This is a genomic window from Lentzea sp. NPDC092896, from assembly GCF_044754905.1.
In the GTDB taxonomy this organism is placed as follows: domain Bacteria; phylum Actinomycetota; class Actinomycetes; order Mycobacteriales; family Pseudonocardiaceae; genus Lentzea.
Genome location: NZ_JBIVPX010000002.1, coordinates 467,413 through 483,982, shown reverse-complemented (window position 1 = coordinate 483,982; position 16,570 = coordinate 467,413). Strand labels below are relative to the sequence as shown.

20 protein-coding genes are annotated in these 16,570 nt (G+C 69.0%); 12 read left to right on the top strand and 8 right to left on the bottom strand.

The window, feature by feature from the left end:
• Window positions 1-63: 63 nt before the first annotated feature.
• Window positions 64-543: a GtrA family protein gene (locus ACIQF0_RS13450; protein WP_401028763.1), complete on the top strand. Its 480-nt coding sequence runs from the start codon at window positions 64-66 to the stop codon at window positions 541-543.
• A 15-nt stretch (window positions 544-558) separates the two neighbouring features.
• Here the strand turns inward: ACIQF0_RS13450 and ACIQF0_RS13445 are convergent, their stop codons facing one another.
• Both ACIQF0_RS13445 and ACIQF0_RS13440 read right to left on the bottom strand, forming a co-directional pair.
• Complete coding sequence (locus ACIQF0_RS13445; protein ID WP_401028760.1) at window positions 559-804, bottom strand: DUF2630 family protein; 246 nt, start codon at window positions 802-804, stop codon at window positions 559-561.
• Between the two features lie 10 nt (window positions 805-814).
• Window positions 815-1,153, bottom strand: a complete 339-nt coding sequence (locus ACIQF0_RS13440) for a VOC family protein (RefSeq protein ID WP_401029951.1) — start codon at window positions 1,151-1,153, stop codon at window positions 815-817.
• A gap of 365 nt (window positions 1,154-1,518) precedes the next feature.
• Here ACIQF0_RS13440 and ACIQF0_RS13435 point away from each other — a divergent pair, with 365 nt between their 5' ends.
• Genes ACIQF0_RS13435 through ACIQF0_RS13420 form a run of 4 tightly spaced genes read left to right on the top strand, consistent with a single transcriptional unit; the run spans window position 1,519 to window position 3,728 of the window.
• Window positions 1,519-2,370 (top strand): lytic polysaccharide monooxygenase, encoded by an 852-nt coding sequence (locus tag ACIQF0_RS13435; protein WP_401028758.1) that lies wholly within the window; start codon window positions 1,519-1,521, stop codon window positions 2,368-2,370.
• Complete coding sequence (locus ACIQF0_RS13430; protein ID WP_401028755.1) at window positions 2,355-2,903, top strand: DUF305 domain-containing protein; 549 nt, start codon at window positions 2,355-2,357, stop codon at window positions 2,901-2,903. The genes ACIQF0_RS13435 and ACIQF0_RS13430 overlap by 16 nt, the downstream gene beginning before the upstream one ends.
• Window positions 2,904-2,939: 36 nt before the next feature.
• On the top strand, window positions 2,940-3,335 hold the full coding sequence (locus tag ACIQF0_RS13425; protein ID WP_401028752.1) for a PRC-barrel domain containing protein: 396 nt from the start codon (window positions 2,940-2,942) through the stop codon (window positions 3,333-3,335).
• Window positions 3,336-3,356: 21 nt separating this feature from the next.
• Window positions 3,357-3,728 carry a VOC family protein gene (locus ACIQF0_RS13420; protein ID WP_401028749.1) on the top strand — a complete coding sequence of 124 codons (372 nt, stop codon included), beginning with the start codon at window positions 3,357-3,359 and terminating at the stop codon, window positions 3,726-3,728.
• Here the strand turns inward: ACIQF0_RS13420 and ACIQF0_RS13415 are convergent.
• Window positions 3,725-4,042, bottom strand: coding sequence for an STAS domain-containing protein (locus tag ACIQF0_RS13415; protein ID WP_401028745.1), 318 nt, complete (start codon window positions 4,040-4,042; stop codon window positions 3,725-3,727). The two genes, ACIQF0_RS13420 and ACIQF0_RS13415, sit on opposite strands and share 4 nt — an antisense overlap.
• 156 nt (window positions 4,043-4,198) lie before the next feature.
• Here ACIQF0_RS13415 and ACIQF0_RS13410 point away from each other — a divergent pair, with 156 nt between their 5' ends.
• Window positions 4,199-5,116 (top strand): anti-sigma factor RsbA family regulatory protein, encoded by a 918-nt coding sequence (locus ACIQF0_RS13410; RefSeq protein WP_401028742.1) that lies wholly within the window; start codon window positions 4,199-4,201, stop codon window positions 5,114-5,116.
• Here ACIQF0_RS13410 and ACIQF0_RS13405 read toward each other — a convergent pair.
• The 3 genes from ACIQF0_RS13405 to ACIQF0_RS13395 all read right to left on the bottom strand — a co-directional run bounded on the left by ACIQF0_RS13405 (window position 5,113) and on the right by ACIQF0_RS13395 (window position 7,677).
• Window positions 5,113-5,568 (bottom strand): general stress protein, encoded by a 456-nt coding sequence (locus ACIQF0_RS13405; protein ID WP_401028739.1) that lies wholly within the window; start codon window positions 5,566-5,568, stop codon window positions 5,113-5,115. The genes ACIQF0_RS13410 and ACIQF0_RS13405 overlap by 4 nt on opposite strands.
• 29 nt (window positions 5,569-5,597) lie before the next feature.
• On the bottom strand, window positions 5,598-5,774 hold the full coding sequence (locus ACIQF0_RS13400) for a hypothetical protein (RefSeq protein ID WP_360039423.1): 177 nt from the start codon (window positions 5,772-5,774) through the stop codon (window positions 5,598-5,600).
• Between the two features lie 124 nt (window positions 5,775-5,898).
• Window positions 5,899-7,677 carry a hypothetical protein gene (locus tag ACIQF0_RS13395; protein ID WP_401028735.1) on the bottom strand — a complete coding sequence of 593 codons (1,779 nt, stop codon included), beginning with the start codon at window positions 7,675-7,677 and terminating at the stop codon, window positions 5,899-5,901.
• 134 nt (window positions 7,678-7,811) lie between these two features.
• On the opposite strand from ACIQF0_RS13395, the gene ACIQF0_RS13390 reads away from it, so the two are divergent.
• From ACIQF0_RS13390 to ACIQF0_RS13365, 6 genes are read left to right on the top strand one after another with little or no spacing between them, the layout of a single operon-like run.
• Window positions 7,812-8,801 carry a LacI family DNA-binding transcriptional regulator gene (locus ACIQF0_RS13390; RefSeq protein ID WP_360039429.1) on the top strand — a complete coding sequence of 330 codons (990 nt, stop codon included), beginning with the start codon at window positions 7,812-7,814 and terminating at the stop codon, window positions 8,799-8,801.
• Between the two features lie 14 nt (window positions 8,802-8,815).
• On the top strand, window positions 8,816-10,411 hold the full coding sequence (locus ACIQF0_RS13385) for an FAD-dependent oxidoreductase (protein ID WP_401028731.1): 1,596 nt from the start codon (window positions 8,816-8,818) through the stop codon (window positions 10,409-10,411).
• Between the two features lie 15 nt (window positions 10,412-10,426).
• The gene (locus tag ACIQF0_RS13380; RefSeq protein WP_401028728.1) at window positions 10,427-11,629 is read left to right on the top strand and encodes an ABC transporter substrate-binding protein; all 1,203 of its coding nucleotides are present in this window, start codon (window positions 10,427-10,429) and stop codon (window positions 11,627-11,629) included.
• Window positions 11,626-12,513: a sugar ABC transporter permease gene (locus ACIQF0_RS13375; protein ID WP_360039437.1), complete on the top strand. Its 888-nt coding sequence runs from the start codon at window positions 11,626-11,628 to the stop codon at window positions 12,511-12,513. Before ACIQF0_RS13380 ends, ACIQF0_RS13375 begins: the two co-directional genes overlap by 4 nt.
• Complete coding sequence (locus tag ACIQF0_RS13370; protein WP_401028723.1) at window positions 12,503-13,321, top strand: carbohydrate ABC transporter permease; 819 nt, start codon at window positions 12,503-12,505, stop codon at window positions 13,319-13,321. The genes ACIQF0_RS13375 and ACIQF0_RS13370 overlap by 11 nt, the downstream gene beginning before the upstream one ends.
• Window positions 13,318-14,211, top strand: coding sequence for an alpha/beta hydrolase (locus tag ACIQF0_RS13365; RefSeq protein ID WP_401028720.1), 894 nt, complete (start codon window positions 13,318-13,320; stop codon window positions 14,209-14,211). Before ACIQF0_RS13370 ends, ACIQF0_RS13365 begins: the two co-directional genes overlap by 4 nt.
• On the opposite strand, the gene ACIQF0_RS13360 is transcribed toward ACIQF0_RS13365, so the two are convergent.
• Window positions 14,202-15,266 carry a family 2 encapsulin nanocompartment cargo protein terpene cyclase gene (locus tag ACIQF0_RS13360; protein ID WP_401028718.1) on the bottom strand — a complete coding sequence of 355 codons (1,065 nt, stop codon included), beginning with the start codon at window positions 15,264-15,266 and terminating at the stop codon, window positions 14,202-14,204. The two genes, ACIQF0_RS13365 and ACIQF0_RS13360, sit on opposite strands and share 10 nt — an antisense overlap.
• Complete coding sequence (locus ACIQF0_RS13355; RefSeq protein ID WP_360039449.1) at window positions 15,266-16,120, bottom strand: geranyl diphosphate 2-C-methyltransferase; 855 nt, start codon at window positions 16,118-16,120, stop codon at window positions 15,266-15,268. Before ACIQF0_RS13355 ends, ACIQF0_RS13360 begins: the two co-directional genes overlap by 1 nt.
• Between the last annotated feature and the right edge of the window lie 450 nt (window positions 16,121-16,570).

The window sequence follows — 16,570 nt, the reverse complement described above, 5'->3', positions numbered from 1 at the left end:
GCCCTGTCGATCAAGGGCCGTTTCGTCGCTTTCGTCCCTCCCGGCCGTGGCACTGTCGTGACCATGACCGGCACCACCCTGAACGACCGAGACCTCGGCAAGAGGTTCCACGACCTGATGGACGTCGTCGTGAGGCGGTTGCCGTTCGGGCTCTCCCGCGTCGTCGCGCCGAGCTTCCTCGGGTTCGCCCTGATCAACGGGTTCACGTTCGGCATCGACCTGCTGCTGCTCACGCTGTTCCGCAGCGGCCTGGGCCTGCCGGTGCCGATCGCGTTCACGATCGCCTACGTGCTCGCGTTCGGGCTGAGCTTCGTGCTCAACCGAGCGCTGAACTTCCGCTCGCACGCGCCGGTGGGCCCGCAGGCAGGGCTCTACGCCGTCGCGATCCTGATCAACTACTTGGCGTTCATCCTCGGGGTCGGCAGCGCGCTGACCGAGATCGGCCTGCAGTACCACCTGTCCCGCATCGTCGCCGGCGCGTGCGAGGCCGCGTTCATGTACAGCGTGATGCGCTGGATCATCTTCCGCGACACCAGGAACTGAGTGCCACAGCACTCGCTACTGCAGGTAGCCCTCGACCTCGCCGACCGTGCGGGCGGGAACGTCCTCCGCGTCGCCACCCAGCGACCGGGCCGACCGGCGGCGCCGCAGCAGGTCCCAGCACTGGTCGAGGGCTTCTTCCAACGACCGCAGCCGGGCGTGCTCCTCGTCCGTGGAGATCTCCCCGGACGCGAGCTGCTGACGCAGCTCGTGCTCCTCGTCGACCAGCTCGTTGATGCGGCCCAGCACGTTCTCGTCGCTCATCTCTCCGACTCTACGACGAACCCCGGGGCAGGGCGGCCAGCGACAGGCTGTTGCCGTCCGGATCCAGCACCTCGACGTGCCGGACGCCGTTGGAGTACGTCTCGACGGGCTCGTGGCCGACGCCGAAGGCCGCGAGCCGGGCCAGCGCCTCGCCGAACTCCCCCGGCGCCACCCCGAACGTGATCATCGAGCCGCCCACGCGCGCCGACCGCACGTCACGGGCGTCGAGGACGACGTACGCGTTCTCCCCCACCTGCCAGAGGTGTTCCTCGCCGATGACCTCGTCCGCCGCGCGGCCGAAGAACACCTCGTACCACTCCAGCGACCGAGCCAGGTCGCTCACACACATCACGCTGTGCAGATCCACGCGGTCCACCCTTCCGATCGTTCTGGAAGGGCGGACCGGTCGCGCGACGAGAACTCATCGGTGTCAGCTGCTGCGAGGCAGGATCACATTGGACGGTGGTTCGCGCTGTGAGCCAGGCCCGGCAGCTTCTCCGTCTGCGGCAGCGAAGAGTTGCCCGCCCACACCTTCAGCGCGCGCAGATGAACGACCAGCCGGTCGGCGCGGCTCGGCACCACGGGCGATTCGTCCGGTTGGTCCAATGAAATGGTTCAACCACTTGTTTACACTTGTGAACCAGGGCCGCCGACCCGTCACGCGAACCACTCCTCGCGGAAGTGTTTCGCCACCTCCGCCTGCCAGGAGGCGTTGTGAAGTCACGTACTCGGCTCGCCCTAGCAAGTATCACGTCCACCGCCGTGGTGGTCGTCGCGTTCCTCGTCCCCACGACGCCCGCGATCGCCCACGGCACGATGTCCGATCCGGCCAGCCGGGTCTACACGTGCAAGAACGAGGGCCCGGAGACCCCGAAGTCCGACGCGTGCAAGGCGGCCGTCGCCGCCGGTGGCACGCAGGCCTACTACGACTGGAACGAGGTCTCGCTGCTCGAGGCCGGCGGGCGTCACCGCGAGCTCATCCCGGACGGCAAGCTGTGCAGCGCGGGCCGCGACAAGTACCGCGGCCTCGACCTGCAACGCGCGGACTGGCCGGCCAAGCGGGTCTCGGCCGGGCCGCTGACGGTGACCTACCACGCGTCGGCACCGCACTCGAACAGCAACTTCGAGTTCTACATCACCAGGGACGGCTGGAACCCGACGCAGCCGCTGCGCTGGTCGGACCTCGTGCACCTGCAGACGTTCAACGGCCAGAACCCCAGCACGTTCACGAACTGGACGCTGAACCTGCCCGGTCGTTCCGGCCGACACATCCTCTACTCGATCTGGCAGCGCGTGGTCGGCAGCAACGAGGCCTTCTACACGTGCTCGGACGTCGACTTCGGCGGCGGCAGCACGCCTCCCCCGACCACGACGACCACCACGCCCCCGCCGACCACGACCACCACGACTCCCCCGCCGGCGGGCGGAACGTGGGCCGCGGGCACGACCTACTCGATCGGCAACCGCGTCACCTACGCCGGCGTGAACTACGAGTGCCAGCTCGCGCACACCGCCCTCGCCGGGTGGGAGCCGCCGAACACGCCCGCCCTGTGGCGACGCCTCTGATGCGGTTCCTGGTGCTCGCGCTCGCCTTCGTGGTGTCCGGCTGCGCGACCACGCAGCCGGACGCCGTGTTGCGCGGCGATCCGCTGGACGTGATGTTCCTGCAGATGATGCTCCCGCATCACCAGCAGGGAGTGGAGATGGTGGCCCTCGCGAAGGACCGTGCCCAGAACGAGGAGCTGCGCATGCTCGCGGCCGCGATCGAGCAGACCCAGACGACCGAGGTCGGCACGATGAAGGACTGGCTGACGTCGTGGGGAGAGCCGCTGACGGCACCGCCGGACTCCCACTCTGGCCACGGCGGCATGCGGCAGTCCGATCCCGAGGAGCTCGCGAGGTTGGCCGCGCTGCGGGGCGCGGCGTTCGACCAGCGCCTGCTCAACGTCATGATCGCCCACCAGGACGACGCCGTGCAGATGGCCCGGTGGGAGACGGGCAGCGGCGCCGACCAGGAGGTGAAGGACCTCGCGGACCGGATCGACAAGTCCCGCACCGCGCAGATCGGCATGATGAAGAAGTTCCTCGACAGGGCCTGACGGGGTACCCCATGCCCGGACTGAAGGAGGCCGAGCATGCAACCCGTCCCGTTCATGCCGTGGGTGTGGCGCGATCCGTCGTGGGCCGATGAGCCGGAACAGGACCTCGCGGATCGCCCCGACACCGGACTGATCGGCTACGACGTCGAGGCCACCGACGGCGGCATCGGCAAGATCGACCAGGCCAACGCCGAGGTGCCGCACGACTGCCTGATGGTCGACACCGGCCCGTGGATCTTCGGCCACCGGGTCGTGCTCCCGGTCGGCACGGTGCGGCGCGTGGACCACGAGGAACGCAAGGTCCACGTCGACCGCACCAGGGAGCAGATCAAGAACGCGCCCGAGTACGACCCGGACGACCACGAGGGCTATCGCCGTCGCTCCGACGACTACTACGCCGAGAGCTACCGGCTGATGCCGCCGATGCTCTAGCGCCGCAATAGGCTGGCGCGCATGACATCGGTGTTGCAGAACGTGGCGATCGACTGCGCGAACGCCTACGAGCTGGCGTTGTTCTGGAGCAAGGTCACCGGTCGCCCGCTGCACCCCGAGGACAAGCCGGGCGACCGGGAGACCGAGGTCCTGCTGGCTGAGGGCCCGGTGCTGTACTTCAACGAGGTGCCGGAGCCCAAGACGGTGAAGAACCGGCTCCACCTGTGCCTGCGCCCGGACACCTCACGCGACGAGGAGGTCGAACGGCTGCTGGGCCTCGGCGCGACGTTCGTCGGCGATCACCGCAACCCCGACGGGACCGGCTGGGCGATCCTGGCCGATCCCGAGGGCAACGAGTTCTGCGTGCTGCGCGGCGACTCCGAACGCGCCTAGGCCGGCGCCATCGCCTCCAGCACGCTCGACCGGACGCCCAGGACGCTCATCAGCTCCAGCGCCCGCAACGGGCGCAGGACCGCGGCGGTGTTCGCGACGATCACGAGCGCGCTGCCACGGCGCAGGCAGAGGTCCTGGTGGTCGAGCAGCAGGCCGATGCCCTGAGCACCGAGGAACCGCACGCCGCTCAGGTCCAGCACGACGGACGCGGGCGGGGTGACCGTCCGCACCGCCTCGCCGAGGCAGTCGGCCAGGTACTGGGCGGTCGAGACGTCGATCTCGCCGGCGACGCGGACGAGGACGGTGTCGCCCACTCTCTCGCGGGTGGACCGGAAGGGAACTTGACTGTTGGGGAGCACGCGGCAACCTCCAGTAGGGACGGCACGCACGACCGTCACAAGGGCTGGCTGCTCAACCCGAGTAGAACGGTATCGCAGTTCTCGGCCCGCAGCGCGCGTAGCATCACTCTCGTGACCGGTTTCTTCCACGAGACCGCCTTCTACGGCTCCGACGACGACTTCCTCGCGCACGCCGTGCCGTTCCTCGAGAACGGCCTGCGCGCCGGCGAGCCGTCGATCGTCGCGTGCGCCGAGCAGAACACCGCTCTGCTGCGTGGCGCGCTCGGCCGCGACGCCGCCGTCACCTACATGCCGGGCGCTGACCAGTACGCACGGCCGTCGGAGGCCATCGCCAACTACCGGAGCCTGTTCGCGGAGCACACCGCGTCCGGCGCGCAGCAGATGCGGGTGGTCGGCGACGTGCCGCACCCCGGCATGGGCGCGCCGTGGGACTGGTGGGCGCGCTACGAGGCCGCCGTGAACCTGGCCTACGCCGAGTTCCCGGTGTGGGGCCTGTGCCCGTACGACACCAGGACGACGCCCGCCGAGGTGCTGGCCGACGTCGTCCGCACGCACCCGAACATCTCCACCACCCCCGGCGCACACGACAAGAACCCCGGCTACCGCGAGGGCCTCGCGGCATCGACGCAGGTCCCGGACGTGCTGGAACGCCGCTCCCCGCTGGTCGAGCTCGTCGACCCGAGCGCCCGCGGTGTGCGCGAGGCCGTGGGAGCGGCGATCGACGCGATGGGGCTGAGCGAGGACGACGCGCATGACGTCGTCTACGCGGCCAGCGAGATCGTCACGAACGGCCTGACGCACGGCATCGCGCCGGTGCGGTTCCGGCTGTGGTCGGACCACGCACGGGTCGTGGTGACGGTGACCGACCAGGGCCCCGGCCCGTCGGACCCGCTGGCGGGCCTGATGCCGACCGCCGAGACCCTGTCCGCCGGGCTCGGGCTGTGGATCCTGCACCGCACGTGCGACTACGTGTCGATGGGTCGCGACGAGGACGGGTTCACGGTGCGGGTGAGCATCGGCGGCTCCTAGAGCACGTACTTCGCCGCCTGCGCGGCCTGCTCCTTGTCGACGTGCACCTCGTACCGCCGTGCCTGCAGCGTCATGGTGCTCGCGAAGTCACGGCGACCGCGCGTGGTCCAGTGCGCCACGAACCCGAAGACCGCGCCCCAGAACGCGCCCACGACGAGACTGATCAGCACGAACCAGATCCAGCTGCTGCCGGCGGTGAACAGGCCGAACAGCAGACCGATGAACACACCGAACCACGCACCGCTGGCCGCGCCCGTCACGGCGGCACGGCCCCGCGTCATGCGCCCGGTCACCTGCTCGACCGTCCGGACCCCGTCGCCGATGATCCGCACGCTCTCCACCGGGAAGCCGTCGTCGGACATCCGGTCCACGAGCCGCTGGGCGTCGAGGTAGTCCGGGTAACTCGCCAGCAGGGACGACTCGGGCTGGGTCACTTCGTGCTTGATGTCCACCACGGCAAGTTACCCGCGGTGATCACCCGTCACACCACCGGCCGGAGCTTCCGGTCGCAGGCCACGAGGTGCTCCCACGTGCGGCCGCGCTGGCTCGGCGGCGCGGAGCCGTCCGCGGTGCAGATCGGGTACACCAGGCCGAAGGGAACCGGTTGATCGAACTCGTCGCCAGTGAGGTCGTCCACCAGACGTCGCACGTGTGCCATCACGATCACTCCCTCGCGTGAATCGCAGGGCCAAGGGGTTTGGATTCACCGAATACCCCGTGAGCTGCGCGCACATGCGAGAGAGCGCTGCGACATAAGGGTGAAACATTCCGTCCTCAGTGGACTAACGCGCCGTGATCGTGAGAGTGAACGTGCCGTCGTGCGGGACGGTGAGGATCTGCATGCGACGGCCGGGATAGGTGATCGTGGACGCCGTGCGCAGCTGCGGATCCAGTTGGCGCCCCCAGTCGAACCGGATCACGGTCCGGCCGCGGGTGAGGGTGAGGCCACGCGGGTCGAGCGCCACCGTGTCGGAATCCTTCACCACCAAAGGAATCTGTTCGGTGGCCGCAGACCGGGCTCGCACCGACCGCACGATCCGATCGCCCACCGTCACCTCGGTCACCACCGAGCCCGACGGCGTGCGATAGCGGAACCGGTACGGCTCGCCACCGAGGAACTCGGCCTGCTGCGGACCGTTCGAGTCCGGCACCTGGCCGGGGAACACGGTGGCCCAGCACGCGTGGTTGTTGTTGTTCATCGACTGCACCAGCGTGCCCGCCACCGGGTGCCACAGGAACGTCAACCCGGTGCGCGCCAACGAGGTCGCGCGTCGAGCACCGAAGTAGCCACCGACATACCACCGTGGACGCCGCACGAACAGGAAGTCCTGCCCCTGGTCGCCGCGACGCTCGGTGAAGTGCGCGCGGTGATACGGCAACCGCGCGATCGCGGCCGTCCGCTCGGCCCGGCTCGGGTAGCGCTCACCGTAGATGGCGTGCGCCAGGATGCGCGGTGACGTGTCCGGCTTGATCAGCGCGGGAACCGGAGCGGACGAGGCCGCCCACTCGGCCCGTGCGGCGGCCATGTCCTCACGACTGGACACGAACGCGGCGAGGTCCGGTACCTCCGAGACGAACTGGGCGTTGAGCGCGGTCCGTTCGGGATCGGGCCGCACGTCGGCGTAGAACTTCGAGGACGTGCGCGAGTTCGTGGCGATGTTCGCGAACCAGCCGGAGCCGTCCGGTTCGCGCAGCAGGTTGTAGCCGAGCCAGTCGGTGTACCTCCTGGTCATGGTGACGAGGTTCGGGTCGCCGGACTGCCGCCACGCGTCGGCCAGTTCGGGCAGCATGACCTCGAAGTTGTAGTTGGTGTCCGCGCCGGACTCCTCGTAGAAGAACCCGGCGGGGCTCTGCCCGACAGTGGTCAGCCGCCGGAACGCCTCGGTGAGCCGCTGCTGCAGCGCGGGATCGGGGTCCTGCTTCAACGCGAGCGCCGACCCCGCGAGTCCTGAGGTGGTCTGGTTGGCCCAGGTCAGCGGCGACTGCCAGACCGTGCCGTTCGACGGGTCGAGGAACCAGGTCATGGCCCTGCGCAGCGCGGCGGTGATCTGCGCCTGCCGGGCCGGCAACGCTCCGGCGCGCTTGAGCAGCGCGTTCGTCTTGCTCAGGTAGCCCATGGCGAACCCGGTCGCCGCGAGTGAGTGCTGGTCGGCCGAGTACTCCGGCCACGAGCCGTCGGCGTGCTGCAGCCCGAGGTAGTGGCCGAGCCCGGCGTCCAGCGCGGCGAGCACCAGACCGTTGCCGCGGTACGGGTTCCACGAACGGGACTGCGTCGCGAACCAGGCCAGCGTGTAGACGTGCTCCTGGACGCGGGCGTTGTACGAGACGTTGGGGCTGCGCCACCAGCCACCGCCGAAGAAGCCGCCTGCGTTCATGTCCGAGACCATCGGCGAGACGAGCATCAGGTACTGCGCGAACCGCTGTTCGTCGGGCTCGAAGGCGCGGCGGTCCGGGGTGACGGGTGGCGGCGCGGGCAGGGCGTGCGCCGGCGTGGGCAGGGTGGCGAGCAGTCCGATCGCGGTGGCACCGGTGATCAGGCTGCGTCGGCTGAATGCGTTCACGGGCTTACCTCCAAGGCCCAGGACCTTCGCCCGCCAGGCTGCGCCCGTCAAGATGCTAATTCGAATTATTACAGGGTTGACGGCGATGCGGGTGCTGACGCAGACTCCGTGCCAATTCGAATTGGCAGGTGCTCATGGCCAAGAGGCTCACCCAGCAGGACATCGCGCGGATGGCAGGCGTCAGCCAGGCCACGGTGTCCCTGGTGCTCAACAACCGGACCGACAGCGGCGTCCGGATCGCGGAGGACACGCGGGCCCGTGTGCTGGAGGTGATCAGGCGGACCGGCTACGTCGCGAACCCGATCGCGCGCCGGCTGCACGACCAGCGCAACCGCATCCTCGGGGTCTTCACCTACGAGGCCGTCTTCCCGAGCACCCGCTCGGACTTCTACCAGCCGTTCCTGGAGGGCATCGAGGAACAGGCGGAGGAGGTGGGCTGCGATCTGCTGCTGTTCACCAGCGCCAAGGCGACGGACGGGAAGCGGCGGATCTTCAGCGACGACAGCAGGATCCGGCTGGCGGACGGTTGCGTACTGCTCGGTCGTTCGATCGACAGGGACGACCTCGCCCAGCTCGTGGCGGAGGCCGTCCCGTTCGTCTCGATCGGCCGGCGTGACGACGCGGGCGGTCCGGTCCCGCACGTCGGCGCCGACTACCCCGCCGCCGTGCGGGATCTCGTGGACCGCGCGGTCGCGCTCGGGCACCGCAGGTTCGCCTACGCGGGCGCCGGAACGGGTGCCGAGTCGTCGGCCGACCGGTTGCGCGGGTTCAAGCAAGCCGTTGCGGCACACGGTGTCGAGGGCACGCACGTCCAGTTCGCCGGGCTCGATCAGCTGGTCGGCGCGGGGATCACCTGCGTGCTCGCCGAGGAGGTCTCCGACGGTGCCGCGCTCGTGCTCGCCGCCCGCGAGCGCGGCCTGTCGGTCCCCGGCGACCTGTCGGTGCTCATGCTCGGTGCCGCGACCCGGCCCGCGCCGCAGGACGTGGAGCTGACCGGGTTCCGCATCCCCCGGCGCGAGATGGGGCGGCGGGCGGTGCAGGCGCTGACCGAGGTGCTCGAACACGGCACCACCCCGCAGGAGCTGCTGGCCTGCGAGTTCGTTCAAGGCTCCACGCTCGGTTGATCTGGAGGAACCTGTTGCCGCACAACACAGATGTCGTCGTCGTGGGCGGCGGACTGGGCGGGGTCGCCGCCGCACTCGCGCTGCTGCGCGCCGGTCGCCGGGTCGTGCTGACCGAGGAGTTCGAGTGGCTCGGCGGGCAGCTCACCAGCCAGGCCGTGCCGCCGGACGAGCACAGCTGGGTCGAGCGCTTCGGCGTCACCGCCTCGTACCGCGCGCTGCGGGACGGCATCCGCGACTACTACCGCCGCCACTACCCGCTGACCCCGCAGGCGCGGGCGTGGCGCGAGCTCAACCCCGGCGCGGGCAACGTGAGCAGGCTCTGCCACGAACCCCGCGTGGCCGTCGCCGTGATCGACGAGATGCTGGCGCCTTACCGGGGCAGTGGCAAGCTCACGGTCCTCCAGCCCGCAAGGCCGATCTCCGCGCGCACCGACGGCGACCGGATCGTGTCGGTCACCGTCGAGCACAACGGCTCCGAGATCGAGCTGGCCGCGCCCTACGTCCTCGACGCGACCGAGACCGGCGAGCTGCTGCCGTTGTCCGGCACCGAGTACGTGACGGGCTTCGAGTCCACTCTGGACACCGGCGAGCCCAGCGCACCGGAGACCGCGCAACCGGCGAACATGCAGGCGATGTCGGTGTGCTTCGCGATCGACCACGTCGACGGCGATCACACGATCGACAAGCCGGCGCGCTACGACTTCTGGCGCGAGTACCAGCCTTCGTACTGGGGCGACCGGATGCTGTCGTTCCGCTCCCCCGACCCGCGCACGCTGACCATCGCCGAGCGCACGTTCACCCCGAACCCCGACGACGACCCGCTCAGCGTCCTGTCCGACCAGCGGCTCAGTGCGGGCGACAGCAACCTCTGGACGTTCCGCCGCATCGCCGCCCGCCGCAACTTCGTCGACGGCGCCTACGACAGCGACATCTGCCTGGTCAACTGGCCGATGATCGACTACTTCGAGTCACCGGTGATCGACGTGCCGGACGTGGACAGGCACATCGCCGCGGCACGGGAGCTGTCGAGGTCGGTCCTGTACTGGCTGCAGACCGAGGCACCACGAGCGGACGGGGGCACGGGCTTCCCCGGGCTGCGGCTGCGCGGCGACGTCACCGGCAGCGCGGACGGCCTGGCCCAGGCGCCGTACATCCGCGAGTCACGGCGGATGCGGACCGAGTACACGATCGTCGAACAGGACCTCTCGCTCGCCGTGCGCGGCGACAAGGGCGCGGTGCAGCACGCCGACGCCGTGGGTGTCGGCATGTACCGCATCGACCTGCACCCCTCGACCGGCGGCGACAACTACCTCGACGTCGCCAGCTGCCCGTTCGAGATCCCGCTCGGCGCGCTCATCCCCCAGCGCGTCGAGAACCTGCTACCGGCGGGCAAGAACATCGGCACCACCCACATCACCAACGGTTCCCACCGGCTGCACCCGGTCGAGTGGAACGTCGGCGAGGTCGCGGGCGCGCTCGCGGACTTCTGCCTGGCGCACCGAGTCACCCCTCGCGCGGTGCGCAACACCCCCGGCCTGCTCGCGGACTTCCAGCACCGGCTGGAACGCGACGGCGTCGAGCTCCGCTGGCCGGACGTGTCCGGCTACTAGTCCTGGGAGACAACGATGTCCCGACTCATTGCGCTCATCTGCACAGCACTGCTGGCGCTCACGGCCTGCAGCGGATCGGCGGCCACCGGCCCCAAGTCGCTGCGCATGACCGTGTGGACCGCGAACGAGGCACATCTCAAGCTGCTCAACGACATCGCGACCGAGTACAAGGCCTCGCACCCGGACGTCACCGAGATCAAGTTCGACTCGATCCCCGCCGACGGCTACACCACCACGCTCACCACGCAGATCGCCGGCGGGAACGCACCGGACCTGGCATGGATCCTGGAGGAGTCGGCGCCGGACTTCGTCGCCTCCGGGGCGCTCGCGCCGATCAGGGGCAAGGTCGAGAAGGCCGACGAGCTCGTCCCGTCCGCGACGAAGCTCTGGGAGAAGGACGGCGAGTTGTACGCGTACCCGTTCTCCACCTCGCCGTTCGGGCTCTTCGTGAACACGAGCCTGGTCAAGGACGTGCCGGAGACCTGGACGTGGGACCAGGCGATGGCGGCCGCGGCAGCGTCCGGCAAGGGCCTGGTGCTGCCGGACTTCAAGTACCAGAACTGGGCGGTGCTCTCGTCGATCTGGCGCGGCTGGGGCGCGAACGCCTGGAGCGAGGACGGCAGGTCGTGCGGCTTCTCCAGCAAGGAGATGAAGGACGCCATGACGTTCGTCCACAAGGCGATCTTCACGGACAAGGCGATCCCCGGCCCCGGCACCACCGTGGACTTCTTCGCGGGTGACGCCTCCATGGCGGTCAGCCAGATCTCGCGGGCGGGCGCGTTGAAGGACGCCAAGTTCACCTGGACCCTCGTGCCGCTGCCGCAGGGCCCGAAGGGCGACTACGCGGTGATCGGCCAGGCCGGTGTCGGCGTGCTGAAGCGCTCGAAGAACGCCGACGCCGCCGCGGACTTCCTCGGGTTCCTCACCAACGAGGCCAACTCGGCGAAGCTCGCCCAGTTCTTCCCGCCGGTGCGCGCGTCGCTGCTCAACGCCGAGACCCTGGCCAAGAGCAACCCGCTGATCAGGCCGGAGCAGCTGCAGTCGGTCGTGATCGAGGGCATCAACAAGGGTGTCGTGAAGCCGAGCCACCAGGGCCAGGAGGAGCTGAACCAGACGATCCGCGCCGCGCTCGACCCGTTGTGGAAGCCGGACGCGAACGTCGGCCAGGTACTCGACGGCGTGTGCTCGAAGATCAAGCCGTTGCTGGAGCGCCAGTGACGTTCTGGACGTATCGCAGGCGCGACAACCTGGTCGGCTACCTGTTCGTCGCGCCTGCTCTGCTCGGCAGCCTCGCGTTCGTGCTCATCCCGTTGGGGCTGGTCGCCTGGTACAGCCTCAACGAGTGGAACGTGCTCGGCGGGACGTTCGAGTTCATCGGCGGTGACAACTACAAGCAGCTCCTCGCCGACGAGAAGCTGCGCGAGTCGCTCGTCGCCACCGCCTGGTTCGCCGCCGGGCTGGTGGTGCTGAACCTGTCGCTGGCTCTGCTGCTCGCGGTGCTGCTCAACCAGAAACTGCGCGGCACCACGCTGTTCCGCACGCTGTTCTTCTCCCCCGTGCTGGTGTCGCTGGTGGCGTGGACGCTGGTCTGGCAGCTCATGTTGCAGCCGGACGGCAGCGTGAACGGGCTGCTCGGCGTCTTCGGCGTGGACGGACCGAACTGGCTGCGGGGCGAGTCCACCGCGATGGTGTCGGTGATCGTCGTGCAGGTGATCAAGAACGTCGGGCTGAACATGGTGCTGTTCCTCGCGGCGCTGCAAGGGGTTCCGGCGCCGCTGTACGAGGCCGCGAAGATCGACGGCGCGGGCGCGTGGCGGCGGTTCCGGAGCATCACGATCCCGTTGATCAGCCCGACGATCCTGCTCACGTCGATCATCACGATCGTCGGCTCGTTGCAGGTGTTCGCGCAGATCGCGGTGCTCACCCAGGGCGGTCCGGGCACGTCCACGACCGTGTTGATCTACTACCTGTACCAGCAGGCGTTCCAGTTCCACCACTTCGGCTACGGCGCGACGATCTCGGTGCTGTTGTTCGTCATCGTCGCCGCTTTGACGTTGCTGCAGTGGCGGATGCGCCGGAAGTGGGTGCTCCATGAGGCGTAAGGTCGCTTTGTACGGGCTGCTTTGCGTGCTGTGCATACCGTTCGTGTTCCCGACGTGGTGGATGGTCACCTCGTCGATGAAGCCGATCAGCGAGATCTTCTCGGAGTCGTTGCTGCCGTCGGAGTGGACGTTCTCCACGTACTCCCAGGTGTTCCGGATGCAGCCGTTCGGGCAGCAGTACTGGAACAGCCTCTACATCGCGGTGATCGTCACGGTCGGCACGATGGCCGTCGCGGCCCTCGCGGGCTACGCGTTCGCGCGGATCAAGTTCCCCGGCCAGAACGCGTTGTTCGTGGTGGTGCTGACCGGCCTGCTCATCCCGAGCGAGGTCACGATCGTCCCGCTGTTCCAGCTCTTCCAGTCGCTCGGCATGACGAACACGCACTGGCCGTTGATCATCGTGCCGATCTTCGGCGCGCCGTGCGTGCTGGCGATCTTCATCATGCGCCAGTTCTTCATCGCGCTGCCGCCGGAACTGGAGGAGGCCGCGCGGATGGACGGACTGGGTCGCGCCGGGATCTTCTACCGGATCGCGTTGCCGCTCTCCCGGCCGGCGCTGGGCGCGGTCGCGATCTTCACGTTCCTGCACTCGTGGAACCTCTACCTGGAACCGATCGTGTACCTGTCCACGCCGGACATGTTCACGCTTCCGCAGGCGCTGACCCAGTTCGTCGACATCTACGGTGGTCCGATGTTCAACGTCCAGCTGGCCGCCGCGACGATGACGGCGGTGCCGATCCTGGTGGTGTTCGTGCTGGCACAGCGGCAGTTCATCGAGGGCCTCGCGCACACGGGCGTGAAGGGATGATCGACCCGGAGCTCGCGGCGGCGATCGACCTCTCCCGGCCACCGCTCACGGCGGACGGGATCCCGGCGAGACGGGCCGCCAACCGGGTCGTGACCGACGCGGAACTGTCCCGGGGCGGCACGGTCACGTTCACCGAGCAGGACGCGGACGGTGTGCCCGTGCTCGTGCTGCGCCCTGCCAGGGGTCCCGAAGGCCCGCCCGTGCTGCACGTGCACGGCGGCGGGATGGTCGCGGGCACCCGCCGCTCCGACCTGCACGTGCTGGCCGAGTGGGTCGAGGAGCTCGGCGTCACGCTGGTCTCCCCCGAGTACCGGCTGGCGCCCGAGAACCCGCATCCGGCGCCCGTGCAGGACTGCTTCCAGACGCTGACGTGGATGGAGCGCAACGGTTTCGGCTCTCCGGTCGTCGCGGGCACGTCCGCGGGCGGCGGGCTGGCGGCGGCGGTGACGCTCATGGCCCGCGACCACGGCGGCCCGGCGATCCGCGGCCAGCTGCTGATCTACCCGATGCTCGACGACCGGTGCGAGACCCCGTCCAGCCACCAGTTCCTCGACGGCACGATCTGGGTGCGTTCGTCGAACATCACCGGCTGGACGGCGTTGCTGGGCGACGCGCGGGGCGGTCCGGACGTGTCACCGTTCGCCGCTCCGGCACGCGCGACCGATCTTTCCGGGCTACCGCCGACCTACGTCGACGTCGGCTCGGTGGACGTGTTCCGCGACGAGGCCGTCGGCTACGCGTCCCGGATCTGGCAGGCCGGCGGGGACGCCGAGCTGCACGTGTGGCCCGGCGGCTGCCACGGCTTCGACCACCTCGCACCGGAGGCCGCGCTGTCCCGGCGCGCCCGAGCCACGCGCATGGCGTGGCTCGGGCGGACGCTTCACCTGTAACGAGGATGCGTGGTGTGCCATTCGAAGCCGCCGCCCATCCAGGCCTTGGTGCCCTTCAGGAACCGGTGCAGCTCCACCGACGGCACCGCGAGCAACGCCTTGTGCCCGGCCTCGAAGTCGCGCACCAGCTGGTTGTGCAGCTCCACGGTCCGTGCGGTGGCCTCGGCGATCGAGCACTCCTGGTCGGCGGCGATCTGCAGCACCATGTTGCAGACCGGTTGCTCGTCGGCGGCGTCCTTCTCCACCGACACCAGGTCGTTCACCATGACCGACGCCGTGCCGGCGGCCGTGAGCAGCTGCCGCACCCGCAGGTCGTAGTACAGCGGCGCGGGCAGTTCGTAGCCTCCGACCGCGTCGATCAGTGTCATCGACGTGTAGAAGGTGTCGTGCTGCCTTGTCGCGAGGTACTGCCACGCGGGCGGGTAGTTGCCGGTGTGCCGCCACGCCGCATAAGCGCCCCACGACACGAACATCGCGAACGTCGAGTAGCAGACCCGTTGCACCACAGTCGCCGTGCTGCGCGACGTCAGGTGCGCGATGCCCGAGCGCAGACCGACGAGCACCGGGTCGGACGCGATTCTGTCCTCGAGGTCCGCGGTGAACTCGGCGGCGGGTGCGACCGGGTCCATCGCGGCCATCGCCAGCGCGAGGCGCGGCGGCAGTTCGGCCGGGATCGCGCCCATCTCGGTGCTGTCGGCGTACAGGTCGTCGGCGGCCCACCACGCCGCGTTCAGCTTCGCCGCGATCAGCAGCTGCTCGACGTCGTCGGTGTCCACGTGGGTCAGCACCGCGAGCCGGCCGAACATGCCGCCCAGGAACCGTTCCGGCTCCTCGAAACCGCACTCCCCCGCCCACGCGACCAGGCGTTCGTCCACGGCGGCCGCCAGCACGGCGTCCTCGCGTTCGAGCACCGGCACGTACAGCGGTGGCGCGGTGCCGTCGCCCCAGGGACGTTCGGCATAACCGGGTTCGGGCGGCGGCGCAACGGCCTCTGGCCGTCCGAGCCGGGCAGCAGAGGTGCCCAGCCCGGACGGCCCGGTGAGGAGATCCCTCATCAGATGCGGTCCGCGACGATCAACAGGTAGTGGAACGACCCTTCCTTGTAGGCGGTGAGGAACGGGTCCTCGACTCCTGTGGCGACGGACGACTTGGCGCGCAGCTCCCAGTACGGGATGGTCTCCGGCGTCAGGTCGACCACGCTGATCGGCACGAACCCGTTGTCCGCCAACGCCCTGAAGTACTCGCTGCGCGGGTGGATGTTGCAGATGTAGTGCTGGTCGATCTGGCTGACCGCCCGCGAACGCAGGCCCGTCAGGTCGTTGGAGCAGCCGGTGATGCAGACGTACCGGCCGCCGGGCGCGATCAGCCGCGCGAACTCGCCGTACAGCTGCTGGAGGTCCACGTACATCGTGGTCTCGTTGGTCCAGATGCCGTTGAACGAGCCGGTCTCGAAGCCGGTGTCGAGCATGTTCTTGAAGTGGAACCGGACCTGGTCCGCGACATCGCGCTCGACCGCCTGGTCGTTGGCGAACGCCACCTGCTCCTCGGAGATGCTGACGCCGTCGATCAGGGCGCCGAACCGGGCGTTGGCCATGAAGCTCGTGCCGCCGCGGCCGGAGCCGCCGTCCATCAGGTGGCCGCGCACGGGAACGTCGCCGAACGCGTCCAGCAGCACCTCGGCCTGCGCGGTCTCGAGCCGGTGCATCTCGGCGATGATCGCCTGGTCGCGCACCGCGGGCGGGGCCTCCAGCACCGCGGGGTCGTACTGGCCGAGCCCGTAGTGGTGGTGGTAGAGACCGTCCACCTCACCGAGCTTGATGTTGACCGGGTCCTTCTCCTTGTTCCAGTAGTCCGCCACGGAACGCTGGTAGTCGGTGCGCAGAACCGGCTTCACGGTGGGGCTCGCCATGGTCTGGGTGGCTCCTGTTCGTTGGAACGCTCACTGCCGAACAGGAACTGACCTTTGCAGCTGATGGCCCAGTCAGCGATCCGCCGTTCAGGCTTGGTTCGGACACGAACGGGTGGGCCGGACACCGCGTTCCGGTAGGCCTCATAACCCGTGCAAGAGGGTCACCATCCGCTCTTTCGTGGGTTCTCTGCGACCGACCGGATGACAGGACGGGCCGAATTCCACGCGGGTTGGGCAAAAATCCCGGTACAAGGCCCGCGGGACCCCAGCGGAGACCCCCGGAGGGCGGCCGGCCCGATCGACTCACTCGATTCAGACGCGTGAGCTGCCCCGGACACTGTTCGATCGGGCAAAAACCGTTACTGAAAACCATTGCATCATTATCTATTTCATGAATGTGAAAGTTTGACAGAGGTCTGCACCTCTACTACAAAGAAATGGCCCCGCCCT

Coding starts and splice junctions, on each gene's coding strand:
- ACIQF0_RS13450 (WP_401028763.1), top strand. CDS start 64: ATGACCGGCACCACCCTGAACGACCGAGACCTCGGCAAGAGGTTCCAC.
- ACIQF0_RS13445 (WP_401028760.1), bottom strand. CDS start 804: ATGAGCGACGAGAACGTGCTGGGCCGCATCAACGAGCTGGTCGACGAG.
- ACIQF0_RS13440 (WP_401029951.1), bottom strand. CDS start 1,153: ATGTGTGTGAGCGACCTGGCTCGGTCGCTGGAGTGGTACGAGGTGTTC.
- ACIQF0_RS13425 (WP_401028752.1), top strand. CDS start 2,940: ATGCAACCCGTCCCGTTCATGCCGTGGGTGTGGCGCGATCCGTCGTGG.
- ACIQF0_RS13420 (WP_401028749.1), top strand. CDS start 3,357: ATGACATCGGTGTTGCAGAACGTGGCGATCGACTGCGCGAACGCCTAC.
- ACIQF0_RS13400 (WP_360039423.1), bottom strand. CDS start 5,774: ATGGCACACGTGCGACGTCTGGTGGACGACCTCACTGGCGACGAGTTC.
- ACIQF0_RS13390 (WP_360039429.1), top strand. CDS start 7,812: ATGGCCAAGAGGCTCACCCAGCAGGACATCGCGCGGATGGCAGGCGTC.
- ACIQF0_RS13380 (WP_401028728.1), top strand. CDS start 10,427: ATGTCCCGACTCATTGCGCTCATCTGCACAGCACTGCTGGCGCTCACG.
- ACIQF0_RS13370 (WP_401028723.1), top strand. CDS start 12,503: ATGAGGCGTAAGGTCGCTTTGTACGGGCTGCTTTGCGTGCTGTGCATA.
- ACIQF0_RS13365 (WP_401028720.1), top strand. CDS start 13,318: ATGATCGACCCGGAGCTCGCGGCGGCGATCGACCTCTCCCGGCCACCG.
- ACIQF0_RS13360 (WP_401028718.1), bottom strand. CDS start 15,266: ATGAGGGATCTCCTCACCGGGCCGTCCGGGCTGGGCACCTCTGCTGCC.
- ACIQF0_RS13355 (WP_360039449.1), bottom strand. CDS start 16,120: ATGGCGAGCCCCACCGTGAAGCCGGTTCTGCGCACCGACTACCAGCGT.